Annotated in this window: 15 protein-coding genes and 1 pseudogene; 10 read left to right on the plus strand and 6 right to left on the minus strand. The window is 73.4% G+C overall.

All coding sequences use genetic code 11. The features are described 5' to 3' along the window. Positions 1–128 precede the first annotated feature (128 nt). The 6 genes from lysX to GA0070613_RS14380 all read left to right on the plus strand — a co-directional run bounded on the left by lysX (position 129) and on the right by GA0070613_RS14380 (position 8,806). On the plus strand, positions 129–3,464 hold the full coding sequence (gene lysX / locus GA0070613_RS14355; RefSeq protein ID WP_231929777.1) for a bifunctional lysylphosphatidylglycerol synthetase/lysine--tRNA ligase LysX: 3,336 nt from the start codon (positions 129–131) through the stop codon (positions 3,462–3,464). Then, entirely contained in the window at positions 3,461–4,108 is a 648-nt protein-coding gene (locus GA0070613_RS14360; RefSeq protein ID WP_089012765.1) for a DUF998 domain-containing protein, read from the plus strand. Before lysX ends, GA0070613_RS14360 begins: the two co-directional genes overlap by 4 nt. Before the next feature lie 197 nt (positions 4,109–4,305). Further along, positions 4,306–4,542: a DUF6412 domain-containing protein gene (locus tag GA0070613_RS14365; protein ID WP_231929778.1), complete on the plus strand. Its 237-nt coding sequence runs from the start codon at positions 4,306–4,308 to the stop codon at positions 4,540–4,542. A 94-nt stretch (positions 4,543–4,636) separates the two neighbouring features. Beyond that, entirely contained in the window at positions 4,637–5,380 is a 744-nt protein-coding gene (locus tag GA0070613_RS14370; protein ID WP_089012766.1) for a YidC/Oxa1 family membrane protein insertase, read from the plus strand. Between the two features lie 75 nt (positions 5,381–5,455). Beyond that, entirely contained in the window at positions 5,456–6,877 is a 1,422-nt protein-coding gene (locus GA0070613_RS14375; protein WP_089012767.1) for a carbohydrate-binding protein, read from the plus strand. A gap of 363 nt (positions 6,878–7,240) precedes the next feature. Then, positions 7,241–8,806: a cellulose binding domain-containing protein gene (locus tag GA0070613_RS14380; protein ID WP_089012768.1), complete on the plus strand. Its 1,566-nt coding sequence runs from the start codon at positions 7,241–7,243 to the stop codon at positions 8,804–8,806. A 66-nt stretch (positions 8,807–8,872) separates the two neighbouring features. On the opposite strand, the gene GA0070613_RS14385 is transcribed toward GA0070613_RS14380, so the two are convergent. Next, positions 8,873–9,544, minus strand: a complete 672-nt coding sequence (locus GA0070613_RS14385; protein WP_089012769.1) for a DedA family protein — start codon at positions 9,542–9,544, stop codon at positions 8,873–8,875. Positions 9,545–9,705: 161 nt separating this feature from the next. Here GA0070613_RS14385 and GA0070613_RS14390 point away from each other — a divergent pair, with 161 nt between their 5' ends. Both GA0070613_RS14390 and fabG read left to right on the plus strand, forming a co-directional pair. Continuing rightward, a complete protein-coding gene (locus GA0070613_RS14390) occupies positions 9,706–11,358 on the plus strand; it encodes an alpha-amylase family protein (RefSeq protein ID WP_089012770.1) in 1,653 nt (550 codons plus the stop codon). A gap of 60 nt (positions 11,359–11,418) precedes the next feature. Further along, positions 11,419–12,177 (plus strand): 3-oxoacyl-ACP reductase FabG, encoded by a 759-nt coding sequence (fabG, locus tag GA0070613_RS14395; RefSeq protein WP_089012771.1) that lies wholly within the window; start codon positions 11,419–11,421, stop codon positions 12,175–12,177. Here the strand turns inward: fabG and GA0070613_RS14400 are convergent. Both GA0070613_RS14400 and GA0070613_RS14405 read right to left on the minus strand, forming a co-directional pair. Next, positions 12,150–12,650, minus strand: a pseudogene (locus GA0070613_RS14400) (hypothetical protein). The gene fabG and the pseudogene GA0070613_RS14400 sit on opposite strands and share 28 nt — an antisense overlap. A 10-nt stretch (positions 12,651–12,660) precedes the next feature. After that, entirely contained in the window at positions 12,661–13,056 is a 396-nt protein-coding gene (locus tag GA0070613_RS14405) for a hypothetical protein (RefSeq protein WP_408630985.1), read from the minus strand. A 168-nt stretch (positions 13,057–13,224) separates the two neighbouring features. On the opposite strand from GA0070613_RS14405, the gene GA0070613_RS14410 reads away from it, so the two are divergent. Then, positions 13,225–14,124 carry a Gfo/Idh/MocA family protein gene (locus tag GA0070613_RS14410; protein WP_172875821.1) on the plus strand — a complete coding sequence of 300 codons (900 nt, stop codon included), beginning with the start codon at positions 13,225–13,227 and terminating at the stop codon, positions 14,122–14,124. A 139-nt stretch (positions 14,125–14,263) separates the two neighbouring features. Here GA0070613_RS14410 and GA0070613_RS14415 read toward each other — a convergent pair whose 3' ends face one another. Next, positions 14,264–14,455, minus strand: a complete 192-nt coding sequence (locus GA0070613_RS14415) for a DUF2795 domain-containing protein (RefSeq protein ID WP_089012773.1) — start codon at positions 14,453–14,455, stop codon at positions 14,264–14,266. Between the two features lie 105 nt (positions 14,456–14,560). Here GA0070613_RS14415 and GA0070613_RS14420 point away from each other — a divergent pair, with 105 nt between their 5' ends. Continuing rightward, a complete protein-coding gene (locus tag GA0070613_RS14420; RefSeq protein ID WP_089012774.1) occupies positions 14,561–15,817 on the plus strand; it encodes an erythromycin esterase family protein in 1,257 nt (418 codons plus the stop codon). A 67-nt stretch (positions 15,818–15,884) separates the two neighbouring features. Here the strand turns inward: GA0070613_RS14420 and GA0070613_RS14425 are convergent, their stop codons facing one another. Further along, positions 15,885–18,065, minus strand: a complete 2,181-nt coding sequence (locus GA0070613_RS14425; RefSeq protein ID WP_089012775.1) for an MMPL family transporter — start codon at positions 18,063–18,065, stop codon at positions 15,885–15,887. Between the two features lie 36 nt (positions 18,066–18,101). Then, positions 18,102–18,647: a TetR/AcrR family transcriptional regulator gene (locus tag GA0070613_RS14430; protein ID WP_089015944.1), complete on the minus strand. Its 546-nt coding sequence runs from the start codon at positions 18,645–18,647 to the stop codon at positions 18,102–18,104. Between the last annotated feature and the right edge of the window lie 11 nt (positions 18,648–18,658).

The following is an 18,658-nucleotide window of genomic DNA, read 5'->3' on the forward strand; positions in this document are numbered from 1 at the left end:
TGTCGGCGCGCGGAAACGCGGCCCGGCGTGTCGGTCGCGACGCGGTCCTTCCGCACCGGGCGCACCGGCAGGCGTGGCTACGATGAGGCCGGTCGACGCCGGGCGTCACCGGCACGAGGGAGGCCACGTTGACCCCGAGCACCGCGTCGCGGACGGTGACCGACGCCCGGCGCGCCGACCGGGACTGGCGCCGCCAGGTGCCCCGGGCCTTCGCCACGCTGCTCTGGGTGATCGCGGTGGTCTGCGCCCTGGCCGCGCTGAGCAGCGCCGTCCGCTCCGACATCCAGCCGGTCCGCACCGCGATCGACGCCCTGCTGCTGCCCGCGCCGGCGAACCTGGCGTACGCGGTCTTCCTCGGCACCCTCGCCTCGGCGGTGCTGCGCCGCAAGCGGCTGGCGTACTGGGTGCTGGTCGTCTACTTCACCCTCAGCCTGGCCGTCGGTGTGCTGGCCGGCGTGCTGCTGCTGGTGGTCGGCAGCAACGAGCTCACCGACGACGCCGGGGACCGGCTGTTCAACTCGCTGGAGACGGTCGGGGTGTGGGTCGGCATCGCCTTCGCCGGCGGGGCGTTGGCCCTGCTGCTGGCCGCCCGCCGCGAGTTCTACGCCCGGGTGCGCAGCGGCAGCACCCGGCGGGCCCTGGGGGTCTTCCTCGGGCTGGCGGCGGTCTCGGTCGGGCTCGGCTACCTGCTGCTCCTCGTCGAGCCGGGCAGCCTGCGGACCTGGGTGGACCGGCTCGGCTACGCCATCGAGAAGGTGTTCGGCGGCGCGATCACCCTGGACGTCACCCGGCAGGGGCACGCGCCCGGCTGGGTGAACCTGCTGCTCGGTGGCTTCGGCGCGCTCGCCTTCGTCGCCGGCCTGTTCACCCTGCTCCGGTCGCAGCGGGCCGCCGCCGTGCTGCACGCCGACGAGGAGGAGCGGATCCGGGAACTGCTCGCCCGGCACGGCGGGCGGGACTCGCTCGGCTACTTCGCCACCCGCCGGGACAAGGCGGCGATCTTCTCGGCCAGCGGCAAGGCGGCGATCACCTACCGGGTGGTCAACGGGGTCAGCCTGGCCAGCGGGGACCCGGTGGGGGATCCGGAGGCGTGGGGGCCGGCCATCGAGGCGTGGCTCGACCAGGCCCGCGCGTACGCCTGGACCCCGGCGGTGATGGGCACCAGCGAGGCGGGCGCCAAGGCGTACCACCGGCACGGGCTGAAGGTGCTGCACCTGGGGGACGAGGCGATCCTGCTGGCCCGCGAGTTCGACCTGGACGGGCGGGACATGCGCCCGGTCCGCCAGGCCGTGCACCGGGTGGAGCGGGCCGGCTACACGGCCCGGGTGCGCCGGCACGCGGAGATCCCGCCGGCGGAGCTGTCCGGGCTGGCCAGGCTGGCCACCGCCTGGCGGGACACCGAACACGAGCGAGGCTTCTCGATGGCGCTGGGCCGGCTCGGCGACCCGGCCGACGGCGACTGCGTGCTGGTCGAGGCGCGGGATGCGGCCGGCCGGGTGCGGGCGCTGCTGTCGCTGAGCCCGTGGGGCACCGACGGGCTCTCGCTGGACCTGATGCGCCGGGACCGGTCCGCCGAGAACGGAGTCACGGAGTTCCTGGTCGCGGCGCTGATGGGCGCGGCGCCCCGGCTCGGCGTCGAGCGGGTGTCGCTGAACTTCGCGGTGTTCCGGTCGGTCTTCGAGCAGGGCGCCCGGATCGGCGCCGGCCCGGTCATCCGGCTCTGGCGGCACACCCTGCTCTTCTTCTCGCGCTGGTGGCAGCTGGAGTCGCTGTACCTCTCCAACGCCAAATACCAGCCGCACTGGACGCCGCGCTACCTCTGCTTCGCCGAGCGCCGGGAGTTGGCCCGGGTGGGTCTCGCGGCGGCAGTCGCCGAGGGCTTCGTCGCCCTGCCGGGCGGGCGGCCCACCCCGCTGCGCGGGGTGCCGCCGACCGGCGGCGGGGTGGGCTACGTGCCGCCGGCCGCCGCGACGGTCCGGGCCGTGCCGTCGGAGCCGGCCGCGGTGCACCTTCCGGAGCAGATCCGGGTACGCCTGGCGAAGCTGGACCGGCTGCGCGCCGAGGGCGTCGACCCGTACCCGGTGGGCTTCCCGCGTACCGACGGCTGCGCGGCGGTGCGGGCGCGGCACGCCGGGCTGGCGCCGGACACCGGCGCCGGGGAGACCGTCGCGGTGGCGGGCCGGGTGATGCTGGTCCGGGACCACGGGCACCTCTGCTTCGCGACGATCCGGGACGGCAGCGGCGATCTGCAACTGATGCTGGAGCAGGACCTGGACCGCTGGCGGGCCACCGTCGACATCGGCGACCACGTGGGCGCCACCGGCGAGGTGTACGCGACCCGGCACGGCGAGGTGTCGGTGCGGGTGGCCGACTGGACGTTGACCGCCAAGTGCCTGCGCCCGCTGCCGGACAAGCACCACGGGCTGGCCGACCCGGAGGCCCGGGTCCGGCAGCGCTACCTCGACCTCGCCATCAACCCGGCGGCGCGGGACCTGCTGCGGGCCCGCGGCGCCGCCCTGCACAGCCTCCGGCAGTCGCTGGCCGACCGGGACTTCCTCGAGGTGGAGACGCCGATCCTGCAGCGGGTGCACGGCGGCGCGAACGCCCGCCCGTTCCTCACCCACAGCAACGCGTACGACCTGCGGCTGAGCCTGCGGATCGCCCCCGAGCTGTACCTGAAGCGGCTGGCCGTGGGCGGGGTGGAGCGGGTGTACGAGCTGGGCCGGGCGTTCCGCAACGAGGGCGTCGACCACAGCCACAACCCGGAGTTCACGGTGCTGGAGGCGTACCAGGCGTACGCCGACTACCACGTGATGCGCGGGCTGGCCCGGCAGCTGATCGTGGCCGCGGCGGTCGCGGTCAACGGGTCACCGGTGGTGCGCCGCCCCGGCCCGGGCGAGACCGTGGACATCGGCGGCGAGTGGCCGGTGCGTACGGTCAACGAGGCGGTCTCCACGGCGCTCGGCGAGGAGGTCACCGCCGACACCGACGTGGCCGCGCTGCGCAAGTTCTGCGACGCCGCCGGGGTCCCGTACGACCCGCGCTGGGAGCGCGGCGCGGTGCTGCTGGAGCTGTACGAGCGGCTGGTCGAGGCGCGGACCGGGGCGCCGACGTTCTACCTGGACTTCCCGACCGACGTCTCGCCGCTGACCCGGCAGCACCGGGACGACCCGCGGCTGGCGGAGCGGTGGGACCTGGTGGCGTTCGGGATAGAGCTGGGCACCGCGTACTCGGAGCTGGTCGACCCGACCGAGCAGCGGCGCCGGCTCACCGAGCAGTCGCTGAAGGCGGCCGGCGGCGATCCGGAGGCGATGGAGCTGGACGAGGACTTCCTCACCGCGCTGGAGTACGCCATGCCGCCCACCGGGGGTCTGGGCCTGGGCGTCGACCGGCTGGTGATGCTGCTGACCGGCCGGTCGATCCGGGAGACGCTGCCCTTCCCGCTGGTCCGCGAGTCCTCGTGAGCCGGGTCGGCCCGGCCCGGGCGCTGCCGGGGCTGGCGCTCGGGCTGGCCGGGGTCATCTACGCCTCGTGGCTGATCGGGCCGCTGCTGAACCCGGCGTTCGGCCTCCTCGACGGGTACGCCAGCGAGCTGGCCGCCCGCGACCAGCCGTACCACCTGGTGTTCGGCCTGGGTGACCTGGTCGTCGGCGCGCTGGCGTCGGCGACCGGGGTGGCGCTGGCCCGGCAGGCCCGGGGCTGGCCGCGGTGGGCCTGGTGGGGGCTGGTCGCCTTCGGCGTGGCCACCGCCCTGGACGGCACGGTGAGTTCGATGGACTGCGCCCCGACCGCGGACGGGCGCTGCGCCCGGCTGGCGGAGCTGGGTGAGCTGTCCTGGCGGCACCAGGGGCACTCGGTCAGCTCGTCGGTGGCGATCGCCGGCGGGATCGCCTCGCTGCTCGCGCTGCTGATGGCCCGGCGCGGCCGCGGCGCGTCGCTCCGCTGGGGGCTCGCGGTGGCGGCGGTGCTGCTGGTCGGCACGGCGGCGACCCTGGTCGAAGTGGCCCATCCGGACCTGGCGCTGGGCGCCTGGCAGCGGGTCCAACTGCTCGGCCTGTCCGGCTGGCTGGTCTACGCGGGAGTCGTCGCGACCCGCCCCGACCCGTGACGCGCGTCCCGGCCGGGCGAGCTGAATGGTCGACGCCGGGTCGCCGACCGGGCGGGTCCCGTCCCCGGACGCCCCCATACCGCCGACCCTGAGTGGATCCGGCGTCGGGCGTGACACCGGGTCCTAGGCTGGTCGGCGTGCCAGGGTTGCTGATGGCGGTGGCGGGGACGTGGGCGTAAGCCCTCGCCCAGCTCACCGTGCTGGCGGACCGGCCGGTCGGGCTGCTCGCCGGGGCGGCGGTCGCCGCCGCGTTGCTGCTGGCCACGCTGCTTGCCCTCCGGTCGCGGGCCCTGCCGGGCGCGCCCCGGTCCGGCCGGCTCGCCACCGCGCTGCGGGCCCGGGCCCGCGGTCGTCGGGTCCCCCGGCAGGTCGACCCGGCCGCGGCCGGTCGGCCGCGGCCGCGCGCCCCCGGCCTGCGCCCCTCGGCCGCGTAGCGCTGCGCCGCCGCGCGGCCGGTTCCGTCGTCATCCGTCCCGCCGGGACGTGTCGGCCCCGCCGGGACCTCCGGAATCGGACCGAGGGGTTCAATTGCTCGCCTTCGCACCACTGCACGCCGCGGCGTCCGCCGCCGCTACCGTCGTCACCTGGCTCGCCGGCACGCTCGAACCGCTGACCGGCGGCGCGGCCACGGCCGCCGCGATCGTCCTGTTCACCATCGGGGTCCGCCTGCTTATCTCGCCGCTCACCCTGGCGCAGGTCCGCGGGGAGCGGCGCCGTGCGGCGCTCGCCCCCGAGGTCCGCGACCTCCAGCGCCGGTACGCCGACGATCCCGCCAGGCTGCAGAGCGAGTTGTTCGCGCTGTACCGGCGGGCCGGCGCCAGCCCGGTCGCCGGCTGCCTCCCGGCGCTGCTCCAGGCGCCGTTCTTCCTGGTCATGTACCGCCTCTTCGCCACCGGCGACGCCAGCCCCGGCCTGCTGGACGAGCGGCTGGCCGGGGTGCCGCTGGGCTGGCACCTCGGCGACGGGCTCACCGGACCGGTGGTCGCGGTCTTCGGGGTGCTGCTGGTGGCGCTGCTCGTGCTGGCCTGGTACTCCTCGCGGCGAGCCCGTCGGGCGGCCGCGGCCACCGGCACCGTCGCCGGTACGCCCACCGAGGGTCCGGGCGCGGCGACGCTGGGCCGGCTGCTGCCGCTGCTTCCGTACACCACGGTGCTGGTGGCGTTGGTGGTGCCGCTGGCGGCGGTGCTCTACCTGGTCGTCACGACCGGGTGGACCGCGCTGGAGCAGGTGGTGCTGCGCCGGCCGCAGCGGGCAGACATCGACGGACGTTGACAACTGCCCGGCGGGCGCGTAGAAAACGCGTCAGAGAGCGCTCTCTGAATCCCGTCCCCGCAGAGAGGCACCCCGATGAGTCCTGTCCCGGCGGCGTCCGCCGCCCCGTCCACCCTGCGCCGATCACGCCGCCGACTGTCGCTGGCCGCGGCCGTGCTCGCCACCGCCACCGCACTGGCCGCCGTCTCGATGACCGCCCACGCCGCCGTACCGCCGCCCGCGGCCGGCTGGAGTCTGGTCTGGAGCGACGACTTCACCGGCGCGGCCGGCGCCCTGCCGTCCTCCGCCAACTGGATCATCGACACCGGCACCAGCTACCCGGGCGGCCCGGCCAACTGGGGCACCGGCGAGATCCAGACCTACACCACCAGCACCGCCAACCTCAGCCAGGACGGCGGCGGCAACCTGCGGATCACTCCGCTGCGGGACGCCGCCGGCCGGTGGACGTCGGCCCGGATCGAGACGGTCCGCACCGACTTCAAGCCGCCGGCCGGGGGCGTGCTCGCCTTGGAGGGGCGGATCCAGATGCCGAACGTCACCGGTGCCCAGGCGGCCGGCTACTGGCCCGCCTTCTGGGCGCTCGGCTCGCCGTACCGGGGCAACTATCAGAACTGGCCCGGCATCGGCGAGCTGGACGTGATGGAGAACGTCAACGGGTTGAACCAGGTCTGGGGCACGTTGCACTGCGGTGTCGCCCCGGGCGGCCCGTGCAACGAGTTCAACGGCCTGGGCAACATCCGGGCCTGCCCGGGCAGCAGCTGCCAGTCCGCGTTCCACACCTACCGCTTCGAGTGGGACGCCTCGGTCAGCCCCCAGCAGCTCCGCTGGTACGTCGACGGCCAGCTCTTCCACACGGTGAGCCAGACCCAGGTCGGCGAGCCGTACTGGGGGCAGATGACCAACCACGCCGGCTATTTCCTGCTGCTCAACGTCGCCGTGGGCGGTTCCTTCCCGAACGGCGTCGCCGGCACGGGTACGCCGACCGCCGCGACGGTTCCCGGCCGGCCGATGCTGGTCGACTACGTGGCGGTCTACCGCCGGGGCGGCACCGGCCCGTCGCCGAGCCCGACCACGCCGCCGCCCGGCGGGACGGTGAACCCGTACGCCACCATCCAGGCGGAGACGTTCAGCGGCCAGAACGGGGTGGTCGTCGAGGCGTGTGCCGAGGGCGGGCAGAACCTCGGCTACCTGCGCAACGGCGACTGGGCCCGGTACGACAACGTGGACTTCGGGGCCAGCCCGCCGCGTGACTTCCTGGCCCGGGTGGCCTCCGGCGCGCCGGGCGGGGTGAGCGGCCTGGTGGAGGTCCGGCTGGACAGCCCGACCGCCGCGCCGATCGGCAGCTTCGCCGTCGGCAACACCGGCGGCTGGCAGAGCTGGACCTCGGTGCCGGGCAACGTCTCGGCGGTGACCGGGCGGCACAGCGTCTACCTCACCTTCACCAGCGGCCAGCCGGCCGACTTCGTCAACGTCAACTGGTTCACCTTCCGCCGCTGAGGCGTCGGCCGGGGTCCCCTCCCGCTTCCGGGTCCGGGAGGGGGCCCCTTTCCCACACCCTCTGGACAGAAACAGTTAACAGTCTTAATAATAGCGCTGACGTTGACGTCCATGGATTCCCGTTCGGGTGTGGAGGGTCGCATGAAACGGTCCAGATCCCTTGTCGTGTCGCTGATGGCCGTGCTGACGGCGACCCTCGGCGCGGCGGCGGTGGCGCTGCCCGCGTACGCCGCCGGCCCGACCGCCAGCTTCGTGCCCTGACGGCGTCGGCCCGCCGCGACCCGGCGGGCCGCCCCTGCACCGTCGGCCCACCCCACCGGCCGAACCGGCACCCCCCACCACATCAGGTCCCGGGAGGACACCGTGAAACTCCACCCCACCCGCGTGGCGACGTTCGCCGCCGCGGTCGCCGCCGCCCTGGTCGCGGCCACCGTCGTGGCCGCGCCACCGGCCTCCGCCGCCACCGCCGCCTTCGTCCGCACCTCCAGCTGGGGCAGCGGGTACGAGGCCAAGTTCACCGTCACCAACAACAGTTCGGCGAGCATCTCCTCGTGGAACGTCCAGTTCGACCTGCCCGCCGGCAGCGCCGTCGGCTCGTTCTGGGACGCCCTGCTCACCACCTCCGGCCAGCACGTCACCGCGGTCAACCAGTCCTGGAACGGCGCCCTCGCCCCGGGCGCCAGCACCACCTTCGGCTTCATCGTCAGCGGCACCGGCGACCCGACGAACTGCACGGTCAACGGCGGCTCCTGCACCGGTGGGGGAGGGGGCAACCCGTCCGCGCCGGCCACCCCGGGCGGCCTGCGGGTCACCGGCACCACCAACTCCTCGGTCTCGCTGGCCTGGAACGCGGTCTCCGGCACGGTCTCCGGCTACCGGGTGTACGAGGGCAGCACCGTGCGGGCCACCGTCACCGGCACGTCGGCCACCGCGTCCGGCCTGGCCGCCTGCACGGCGCACAGCTACACGGTGGCCGCGTACAACGCCAGCGGCGAGTCGGCGAAGTCGGCGGCGGTGTCGGCCAGCACCACCGGCTGCACCGGCGGCGGAAGCGGCCCGATGGCCGCCGCGCCCTACCTCTACCCGGGCTGGGGCGACCCGCCCGCGCCGTCGACCGTGATGAGCGCGACCGGGATCAAGTGGTTCACCATCGCGTTCGTCCTCTCCGGCGGCGGCTGCGCCCCGGCCTGGGACGGCAGCGGCCCGCTCACCGGCGGCGCGCACGCCAGCACCATCGCCGCGATCCGGGCGGCCGGCGGCGACGTGATCCCGTCCTTCGGCGGGTGGAGCGGCAACAAGCTGGGCCCGAACTGCTCCTCCGCGAGCGCCCTCGCGGGGGCGTACCAGCAGGTGATCAACGCGTACGGGCTGAAGGCCATCGACATCGACATCGAGAACAGCGACGAGTTCGAGAACGAGGTGGTGCAGGACCGGATCCTCGGCGCGTTGAAGATCGTCAAGCAGAACAACCCGGGGATCAAGACGATCGTCACCTTCGGCACGTCGACCACCGGCCCGTCCTGGTGGGGCACCCGGCTGATCAACCAGGCCGCCGCGCTCGGTGCCAACATCGACACCTTCACCATCATGCCGTTCGACTTCGGCGGCGGGGCGAACATGTACCAGAACACGGTGAACGCCGCCGAGGGGCTGAAGAACGCGCTGAAGACGGCGTTCGGCTGGTCCGACGCCACCGCGTACGCGCACATGGGCATCTCCGGCATGAACGGCCTCTCCGACCAGCAGGAGCTGACCTCCCCGGCCACCTGGACGCAGATCCGCGACTGGGCCAGGGCCCGGGGACTGTCCCGGTTCACCTTCTGGTCGGTCAACCGCGACCGGCCCTGCCCGGGCGGGGGCGTGGTCTCCAACTGCTCCGGCATCGCCCAGAACACCTGGGAGTTCACCTCGATCACCGCGCAGTACTGATCAGCGCGGTCACCGCGCAGTACTGATCAGCGCGGTCACCGCTCAGTACTGAACGCGTCGTCGCGGTCAGCGGCCGGCGGTCACCGACTGCCGGTCGCGCCGCGCGCGGCGCTTCCGGAGCTTCTTCGTCGACCAGCTGACGATCATGACGCCGAAGACCGCGAAGATGGCGTAGTTGAACCAGCTGCTGTAGCGGTCCACCTGCTGCCAGCGGGAGCCGAGGGCGAAGCCGAGCCCGACGAGCAGCGCGTTCCACACCCCGCTGCCGAGCGTGGTGAGCAGGACGAACTGGCCCAGCGGCATCCGGTTGGCCCCGGCCGGCACCGAGACCAGGCTGCGGACCACCGGCACCACCCGGCCGATCAGCACCGCCCACTTCCCGTGCCGCTCGAACCAGCGGTCGGCCCGCTCCAGGTCCTCCCGGTCGACCAGGGGGATGTGGTCCAGCCAGCGCTTCAGCCGCTCCTCGCCGAGCGCGGCGCCGAGCCAGTAGAGCACCAGCGCGCCGAGCAGCGAGCCGGCCGTGGCGGCAAGCACGATCAGCACCACGTTGAACCGGCCCTCGGCCGAGAGGTAGCCGGCCATCGCCAGCACGATCTCGCTCGGGATCGGCGGGATGATGCTCTCCAGCGCCACCAGGAAGGCCACGCCCAGCGCGCCGAGCGAGTCGATGACGGTCGCAACCCACCCGGTCAGCCCGCTGAACTGGTTCGGGTCGACGTTCTGGGCGAGAGCCATGGGCGTCCTTCCGGCCGGGGATCGAACAGTGGTACCCCGACCGTCACCGGTCACACCTGCCGGTGACCCACTCCACTGATCACCCGATCTGTCCTCCGGGTGCGGTCCGGGGAGACCGGCCCGGGTTTGCCGGGACGGCCGATCGGAGAAGTTAACCGGGCATGGGTGACAGGTGGTACCAGGAGGCGGTCGTCTACTGCCTCGACATCGACACGTACGCGGACTCCGACGGCGACGGGGTGGGTGACATCCGCGGCCTCATCGGCCGGCTGGACTACCTCGCCCGCCTCGGCGTGACCTGCCTCTGGCTGCACCCGATCCACCCGTCCCCGAACAAGGACGACGGGTACGACACCACCGACTTCTACAACGTCGACCCGCGGTTCGGCACCCTCGGCGACTTCGCCGAGCTGCTGCACGAGGCCCAGAACCGGGGCATCCGCGTGATCATCGACCTGGTGGTCAACCACACCTCGGACGAGCACCCGTGGTACCAGTCGGCCCGCTCCTCCCCGGACTCGCCGTACCGGGACTGGTACGTCTGGTCGGAGGAGGCACCGCCGGACCGGCACCAGGGCATGGTCTTCCCCGGCGAGCAGAACGAGACGTGGAGCTACGACCGGACCGCCAAGGCCTGGTACTACCACCGGTTCTACAAGTTCCAGCCCGACCTCAACATGGCCAACCCGAAGGTCCGCGCCGAGGTCAAGAAGATCATGGCGTTCTGGCTCCAGCTCGGCGTCGCCGGCTTCCGGATGGACGCGGTGCCGTTCATCATCGAGCTGACCGAGCCGGGCAACGCGGACTCCCCGAAGGACATGGAGTTCCTCACCGAGCTGCGCCAGCACGTCCAGTGGCGCCGGAGCGACGCCATCCTGCTCGCCGAGGCCAACGTCGAGCCCGACCAGCTTCCGGTCTACTTCGGCGACAGCGGCGGCTCGGCCAACCGGCTGCACATGCTCTTCGACTTCATGCTCAACGGGCGGCTGATGCTCGCCCTGGCCCGGCAGGACCCGGAGTCGGTGATCGAGGCGCTGCGGGACACCCCGAAGCTGCCCGAGGGCGGGCAGTGGGCCACCTTCCTGCGCAACCACGACGAGATCGACCTGTCCCGGTTGACCACCGAGCAGCGCAACCAGGTGTACGAGCAGTTCGGCCCGGACGAGGACATGCGCCTCTACGGCCGGGGCATCCGTCGCCGGCTCGCCCCGATGCTCGGCAACGACCGGCGGCGCCTCGAGCTGGCGTACGCGCTGCAGTTCTCGCTGCGCGGCACGCCGGTGCTGCGCTACGGCGAGGAGATCGGCATGGGCGAGGACCTGTCGCTGCCCGGCCGGGAGGCGATCCGTACCCCGATGCAGTGGTCGTACAAGGAGAATGCCGGCTTCTCCACGGCGGAGCCGGAGAAGCTGGTCCGCCCGGTGGTCGACAAGGGCGACTTCGGCTACCAGCAGGTCAACGTGACCGCGCAGCGCAGCGACCCGCGCTCGCTGCTGGCCTGGTTCGAGCGGATGATCCGTACGCTGCGGGAGGCCCCGGAGGTCGGCTCCGGCTCGACCACCCACATCGACGTGCCGATGCCGCCCGGGGTGCTCGCGCACCGCGCCGACGGCCCGACCGGGACGATGGTCTTCCTGCACAACCTGGGGACCGAGGACGCCGAGGTGGACCTGAGCAGCCTCGCGCCCGAGGCGGACCAGCCGATCGACGTGCTCTCCGACCGCGGCTACGGCGAGGTGGGCAAGCTGGAGCGGCTGAAGGTGTCCGGCTACGGCTACCGCTGGATCCGGCTCTGCCGGGGGCAGGCCGTCTGAGGTCGGACGCGAAGCGGGTTAAGCTCCTTCGATCGAGCCACAAGTTACCGGGAGGTAATCATGTCGGAGGAGCCCCGAGTCGCCATCGTGACGGGAGCCGCGCGCGGCATCGGCGCGGCCACCGCCCGCCGGCTGGCCGCCGACGGCATGGCCGTCGCCGTCGTCGACATCGAGGAGTCGACCATTAAGGAGACGGTCGACGCGATCGTCGCTGCGGGCGGCCGGGCGCTCGGCGTGGGCGCCGACGTGTCGGACCGGGCCCAGGTGGAGGCGGCCGTCGAGCGGGTCGCCGCGGAGCTGGGCGCGCCGACCGTGCTGGTCAACAACGCCGGCGTGCTCCGCGACAACCTGCTGTTCAAGATGAGCGACGCGGACTGGGACACGGTCATGGGCGTGCACCTGCGCGGCGCGTTCCTGTTCAGCCAGGCCGCTCAGAAGCACATGGTCGAGCGGAAGTGGGGCCGGATCGTCAACCTCTCCAGCACCTCGGCGCTGGGCAACCGGGGCCAGGCGAACTACTCGGCCGCCAAGGCCGGCCTGCAGGGCTTCACCAAGACCCTCGCCGTCGAGCTGGGCCCGTTCGGGGTCACCGTGAACGCGGTCGCGCCGGGCTTCATCGTCACCGACATGACCGCCGCCACCGCCGCCCGGATGAAGGTCGACTTCGAGGCGCTGCAGCAGCATGCGGCCGCCGAGATCCCGGTCCGCCGGCCCGGCCGGCCGGAGGACGTCGCGCACACCATCTCGTTCCTGACCAGCGAAGGCGCGTCCTTCGTCTCCGGCCAGATCATCTACGTGGCCGGCGGCCCCAAGGACTGACCTGGGCGGGACCCCGGCGGGTGGTGACCCGCCGGGGTTCAGCGGAGGTCGTTGCGGGTGCGCCAGAGCCAGAAGAGGCCGAGGATCGGCAGGACCAGCGGGATGTAGCCGTAGCCGCTGCCGAACCCGGACCAGACCGTCTCGTCGGGGAAGAGCGCCCGGTCGGCCAGGCTGAGGATGCCCACCGCGACGACCCCGACCAGCTCCACCGAGCAGCAGGCCAGCGCGACCCGGCGGCCGGCGTGCCCGGCCCGGGCCAGCCCGACCGCGGCCACGATGTAGATCAGCGCGGCCACCGCGGAGAGCAGGTACGCCACCGGCGCCTCGTCGAACTTGGTGGCGATCTGCAGCCCGGCGCGGGAGGTCGCGGCGATGGCGAACAGGATGTAGACGGCGATCAGCAGCCGTCCCGGTCCCTTGTTGGTGGCTCGTTCCGGCGCCGGTGTCTGGCCGCCGGCCCCGTCCGGGCGCACCTCGACCGGCTCAACCACCGAGCACCTCCCACGTCTGTCCGAGCCGGACCACCACGACCGGCGTCACCAGGCAGATCGCGCAGACGATCGCCGAGCCCCAGCGGGTCGGCTCCATCCGCGCCAGCACCCAGGCCAGCGGGGGCAGGCAGACCACCGTCACCAGGTAGCCGAAGAACGCGCCGGGCTCGCCCGGCCGTTCCCCGCCGCCGAGCGCGACCAGCGCCACCACGGCCAGCGCCAGCAGCGCGACCTCCAGCACGGCCAGGCCCACGAACTGCACCCGGTCCGGCGGCCGGTGGCGCACCGCGGCCACCAGCGCCCAGACCGCTAGTACGAGCGACAGCACGATCGTCGCCGTCGCGAGGAGCCCGTCCACCGGCGAGCCGGCCGTGGCCGCGCTGGTCATCGACGGCATCCCGTCGGAGTCCCGTTCACCGGCACAGCCTACTAACCCGCGTAGTACTGCCCACCGACCGGCTCTCCGTCGGGTCGCATGCGTGCCGCACACCGGACCGACTAGCGTGGATCACGGCCACGGAGTCGCCGTGGTGGACGACGGAAGCGGGAGTACCTCGTGCTGCGGTTCGGCTTGTTCGGCACCGGTCACTGGGCGGCGGAGACGCACGCCGCGGCCATCGACGCGCACCCCCGCGCCGAGCTCGCCGGAGTCTGGGGTCGGGACCGGGACAAGGCCGCCACGCTGGCCGGCCGGCACGGCGTACCGGTCTTCGAGGACGTCGACGCGCTGCTCGAGGCGTGCGACGCGATCGCCGTGGCGCTGCCGCCGGACGTGCAGGCCGACATCGCCGTCCGGGCCGCCTCCGCCGGCCGGCACCTGCTGCTGGACAAGCCGCTGGCGCTCAGCCTCGCCGACGCGGACCGGGTGGTCGCCGCGGCCGAGGCGTCCGGGGTGGCCTCGGTGGTCTTCTTCACCCAGCGGTACCACCCGAACGTCACCGGCTTCCTCGCCTCCACCGCCGCGGCGGGCGGCTGGCAGCACGCCCGGGCCACCATGTTCGCCTCCATCTACCAGCCCGGGAATCCGTACGGGAACTCGCAGTGGCGGCTGGACCGGGGCGCGCTCTGGGACATCGGCCCGCACGCGCTCTCCCTCATCCTGCCGGTGCTCGGCCGGGTCAGCCGGGTGGCCGCGATGGACGGCCCGAGCGGGCTGGTGCACCTGCTGCTCACCCACGACGGTGGGGCGACCAGCACGCTGTCGCTGACCCTGGACGCCCCGCCGGAGGCGGTGACCCGCGACTTCGTCTTCTTCGGCGAGAACGGCACGGAGACCGTGCCGCCCGGCGACGGCAGCGTGCTTTCCGCGTTCGGCACGGCGATCGACCAGTTGCTGGAGGAGATCGACGCGGGCACCCGGGACCACCGCTGCGACGTCCGCTTCGGCCGCGAGGTGGTCGCGGTGCTGGAGGCCGCCGAGACGGCCCGCGCCGAGGGGCGCACGGTCGAACTCTGACCCGCCGCGCCGATCGCCTCGTGCCGCCCCCGGCGCTGGCCGTTCGCGTGCGACCCCGGCAGGCCGGGGCCGGCGTGACCTGAGCTCCGGCTCACCACCGACACCCTGGTCTGTGAGGTCCGGGGGCTGGCCGGCCGGCTCAGGGGAGGGTGTTCAGCGCTTCGCCGAGCTCGGCGGCGGAGTCGAACTGCTCCGCGGGCAGCGCTCTCAGCATCTGCAACGTCTCGGTGCTGGCCCCGTTCTCCTGGCCCCAGCGGACCAGGTCCTCGCGGGAGACCGGGTAGTCGAGCCCGGCCAGGTACTCCTGCAACTGCACCCCGGTGACGGTCATGCCGGCCGGCTACCCGCTCCGCCCGCCGCCATGCCGCCGACGCCGTGCCCGCCGCGCGGGACCGGGGTGCCGGTTTGCCCGCGCGGGACCCGGGTAGCCGCGGGCATGCTGGTACAGCGGCTCGGCGCGCCGAGCGACTTCGACCCGTTGCTGGAGCGTGTCCGGGACGCCCGGATCGTGATGATCGGCGAGGCGACGCACGGCAGTTACGACTACTACCGGCTGCGGGAACAGTTGACCCGGCGGCTCATCGCCGAGCAGGGCTTCGACTTCGTCGCGGTGGAGGGGGACTGGCCGGACTGCGACCGGGTGAACTGCTCGGTGGTCGGCGCCGCGGGCGGGCTGGCCGACCCGCAGACCGCCCTGGAGCGCTTCGAACGCTGGCCCACCTGGATGTGGGCCAACGCCGAGGTGGCCCGCTTCTGCCGCTGGCTGCGGGCCTGGAACCTGGAGCGGCCGGAGGGCGAACGGGCCGGCTTCCACGGGCTGGACGTGTACAGCCTCTGGGAGTCGATGCAGGCGATCTTCGACTATCTGGGCGAGGAGGACCCGGCCTCGCTGGAGGCGGCGCAGGAGGCGTACCGCTGCTTCGAGCCGTACGGCAAGCGGGTCGAGGAGTACGGCACGGCCAGCCGGTTCGTCTCCGCGCGCTGCGAGGAGGAGGTGGTGCGGCTGCTGGCGCGTACCCGGGAACAGGCCACCGCGGACGGCCCGGACCGCTTCTCGGCCTGGCAGAACGCGGAGGTGGTGGCCGGCGCGGAGCGCTACTACCGGGCGATGATCGGCGGCGGCCCGGAGTCGTGGAACGTCCGGGACACCCACATGGCGGACACGCTGGACCGGCTGCTGGACCGGTACGGCCCGGACGCCCGGGGCATCGTCTGGGCGCACAACACCCATGTCGGTGACGCCCGGGCCACCGAGATGGCCGCGGACGGAATGCTCAACATCGGTCAGCTCGCCCGGGAACGGCAGGGCCGGGACGCGGTGGCGCTGGTCGGCTTCGGCAGCTACCGGGGGAACGTGGTCGCGGCGCCGCGCTGGGGCTCGCCGGCCGAGGTGATGGTGGTGCCGCCGGCCCGGGACGGCTCGGTCGAGCGGCGGCTGCACGAGCTGATGCCGGAGCGGGCGGTGCTGGTCTTCGGCGGCCCCGACGAGCCCGAGTGGGTCACCGGTGCGGCCGACCACCGGGCCATCGGGGTGGTGTACGACCCCACCTTCGAGTCCTGGGGCAACTACGTGCCGACCCGGCTGGCCGAGCGCTACGACGCCTTCATCTGGTGCGACGAGGCCACCGCCCTCCACCCGCTGCCCGCCCTGACCACCCCGGGCGAGATGGAGACCTACCCGGCCGGCGTCTGACCGGCGGCCGGCCGGGAACGCCGACGGCGGTCCCACCGACCGGTGGGACCGCCGTCGTGGGTGCCCGTCAAACGCCGGCGGGCTCCTTGTCGGCGAGGTGTGCGCGCAGGCCCTCACCCTCCACGTCGACGTTGGGCAGGAGCCGGCCGAGCCAGCGGGGGAGCCACCAGGCGGCGTTGTTCAGCAGCGACATCACCGCGGGGACGATGGTCATCCGGACCACGAACGCGTCGATGGCGACGCCGATGGCGAGCGCGAAGCCCATCGACTTGATCACCGGGTCGTCGAGGAAGACGAAGCCGCCGAAGACCGAGATCATGATCAGCGCGGCGGCGGTGACCACCCGGGCGCCGTGGCCCATCCCGTTGATGGTGGCCTGCCGGGCGGTGTCGCCGTGCACGAAGTCCTCCCGCATCCGGGAGACCAGGAAGACCTCGTAGTCCATGGCCAGGCCGAACAGGATGCCGATGAGCAGGATCGGCAGGAAGCTGATCAGCGGCCCCGGGGTGTCCAGGCCGACCAGGTCGGCCAGGTGTCCCTGCTGGAACACCGCCACGGTGATGCCGAACGTCGCCGCCACGGTGAGCAGGAAGCCCAGCGCCGCCTTGACCGGGACGAGGATCGAGCGGAACACCAGCATCAGCAGCAGGATGGAGAGCCCGACCACCAGCAGCAGGTAGACCGGGAGCGCGTCGGAGAGCTTCTCGGATACGTCGATGCCGATCGCGGTGACGCCGGTGAGCAGCACGTCGGCGTCGTCGATGCCGGAGACCTGGCGGCGGACGTCGTGCACCAGCGTCTCGGTGGCCTCGTCGGTCGGGCCGGTCTTCGGGATCACCCCGAGCAGCGCGGTCCGCCCGGTCGGATCGAGCTGCGGCGGGGCCACCGCCAGCACCCCGTCGGTCTTCTGGATCAGCGCGGTGACCTGCGGGACGGCGGCCTGGGTGGCCTGCGGGGAGTCGGCGGTGACGACCACCGCGAGCCGGCCGGTGAAGCCGGGGCCGAAGCCCTCCCGGATCAGGTCGTTGCTGACCCGGGAGGCGGTGCCCTCCGGCGCGGCGCCGGCGTCCGGCAGCGCGAGCCGCATGTCCTGGGCGGGCAGCGCGAGCAGCCCGAGGCCGAGCAGGCCGACCAGGATGACCGGGATCCGCAGCCTGGTCACCCAGTGGGCCCAGCGGAACCCGAGGCCGGAGCGGTCCTCCGAGCCGGTGGCGGCGGACCCGACCGCCTCGCGGACGCGCAGCCGGCGGGGGAGCACCCGGCGGCCGGCGAAGCCGAGCAGGGCCGGCGCCAGGGTGATCGCGACCAGCACGGCGACGGTCACCGTGCCGGCGGCGGCCAGACCCATCACGGTCAGGAACGGGATGCCCACCACGGCCAGGCCGGCGAGCGCGATGACCACGGTGGCGCCGGCGAACACCACGGCGGAGCCGGCGGTGCCCACCGCGCGGCCGACGGCCTCCTCCGGGGACAGCCCGTCGAGCAGGTTCTGCCGGTGCCGGGAGGTGATGAAGAGCGAGTAGTCGATGCCTACCGCGAGGCCGAGCATCAGGGCCAGGATCGGCGCGGTGCTGGTCAGCTCGACGACGCCACTGAGCGCGAACAGGCCGGCCATGCCGACGCCCACGCCGATCAGCGCGTTCAGCATGGTCATCCCGGCCGCGACCAGCGAGCCGAAGGTGACGACCAGGACGATCGCGGCGACCAGCACGCCGAGCGCCTCGGTGGAGCCGACCTCCGGCTCCGCGTTCAGCACCTCGCCGCCGGGGGCGATCTGCCACCCCTGCGCCTCGGCCTGTGCGCCGACCTTCTCGTACGCGGCGCGCTGCTCGTCGGTCACCTCGTCCGCGCGACCTTGGAACTGCACCTGGATCAGCGCGTACCGGCCGTCCGGGGAGAGCGACTTGACCTGGTACGGGTCGACCGCGCCGACCACCCCGGGCAGGGTGGCCGCCTCCTGGGTGACCTGCTTGACGATCCCCTGCCCCTCGGGGCTCAGCAGTTGGCCGGCCTGCGGCGCCTTGACCGCGATGGTGCCGGTGGCCCCGCTGGCCGCCGGGAACCGGTCGGCGAGCAGGTCGATCGCGCGCTGCGATTCGGTGCCGGGCATGGTGAAGTTGCTCGCCGTCGGGCCATTGAGGGTCGCCGCGGCGACGCCGAACCCGACGAGTACGACGAGCCAGGCGACGGCGACGAGCCGCCGGCGGCGCAACGAGGCCCGGCCGAGCCGGTACAGCAGGGTCGCCATGAAGGGTTCCTTGTCCTCGGTCGTGGTGGAACTGGATCAGGTGGTGGGTTCGACAGCGCGGTGGGCCACGGCCAGCAGCGCCGGCCGCAGGTCCTCGTCGGGGATGTCGGCGAACTCCGCGCACGCCTCCGCGATCCCGGCGAGGACCACCAGCGCCGCGATCCGTGCGGCGGGCCGGTCGGAGTGGCCGGCAAGAGCGTCGATCAGCCGCTCGGAGATCTGCTGGACGTGGGCGAAGGCGGGCTGCTGGAGCAGGTCGGGGAATTCGCCGCGGAGCAGCGCGATCTCTCGTCGGAAGCGGACGGCGAGGTCGACGAAGCCCTCGGCGGCGACCCGCTGGGCGTCGGCGCCGGTGTGCCCGGCGATCCGCGTGTCGAGCGCCTCGAGCACCGCGATGGCCGGGGCCGTCAGCTCACGGAGCAGGGCTTCCTTGTTGGCGAAGTGGTAGAGCACCGCGGCCTTGGAACAGCCCACCTCGCGGGCGATGTCCTGCAACGAGGTGCCCTTGTAGCCGGTGACGGCGAACCGCCGCGCCGCCGCGGCGAGGATCTCGCCATGGGTCTCGGGTGTCGCGCGTGCCATGTCCACCAGCA

This window comes from Micromonospora inositola, assembly GCF_900090285.1.
Lineage (GTDB): Bacteria > Actinomycetota > Actinomycetes > Mycobacteriales > Micromonosporaceae > Micromonospora > Micromonospora inositola.

Bases quoted from the DNA above. Each gene is read 5' to 3' on its own strand.
- fabG (WP_089012771.1), top strand. From the start codon at position 11,419: ATGTCGGAGGAGCCCCGAGTCGCCATCGTGACGGGAGCCGCGCGCGGC.
- GA0070613_RS14430 (WP_089015944.1), bottom strand. From the start codon at position 18,647: ATGGCACGCGCGACACCCGAGACCCATGGCGAGATCCTCGCCGCGGCG.
- GA0070613_RS14385 (WP_089012769.1), bottom strand. From the start codon at position 9,544: ATGGCTCTCGCCCAGAACGTCGACCCGAACCAGTTCAGCGGGCTGACC.
- GA0070613_RS14405 (WP_408630985.1), bottom strand. From the start codon at position 13,056: ATGACCAGCGCGGCCACGGCCGGCTCGCCGGTGGACGGGCTCCTCGCG.
- GA0070613_RS14425 (WP_089012775.1), bottom strand. From the start codon at position 18,065: ATGGCGACCCTGCTGTACCGGCTCGGCCGGGCCTCGTTGCGCCGCCGG.
- GA0070613_RS14375 (WP_089012767.1), top strand. From the start codon at position 5,456: ATGAGTCCTGTCCCGGCGGCGTCCGCCGCCCCGTCCACCCTGCGCCGA.
- GA0070613_RS14420 (WP_089012774.1), top strand. From the start codon at position 14,561: ATGCTGGTACAGCGGCTCGGCGCGCCGAGCGACTTCGACCCGTTGCTG.
- GA0070613_RS14415 (WP_089012773.1), bottom strand. From the start codon at position 14,455: ATGACCGTCACCGGGGTGCAGTTGCAGGAGTACCTGGCCGGGCTCGAC.
- GA0070613_RS14390 (WP_089012770.1), top strand. From the start codon at position 9,706: ATGGGTGACAGGTGGTACCAGGAGGCGGTCGTCTACTGCCTCGACATC.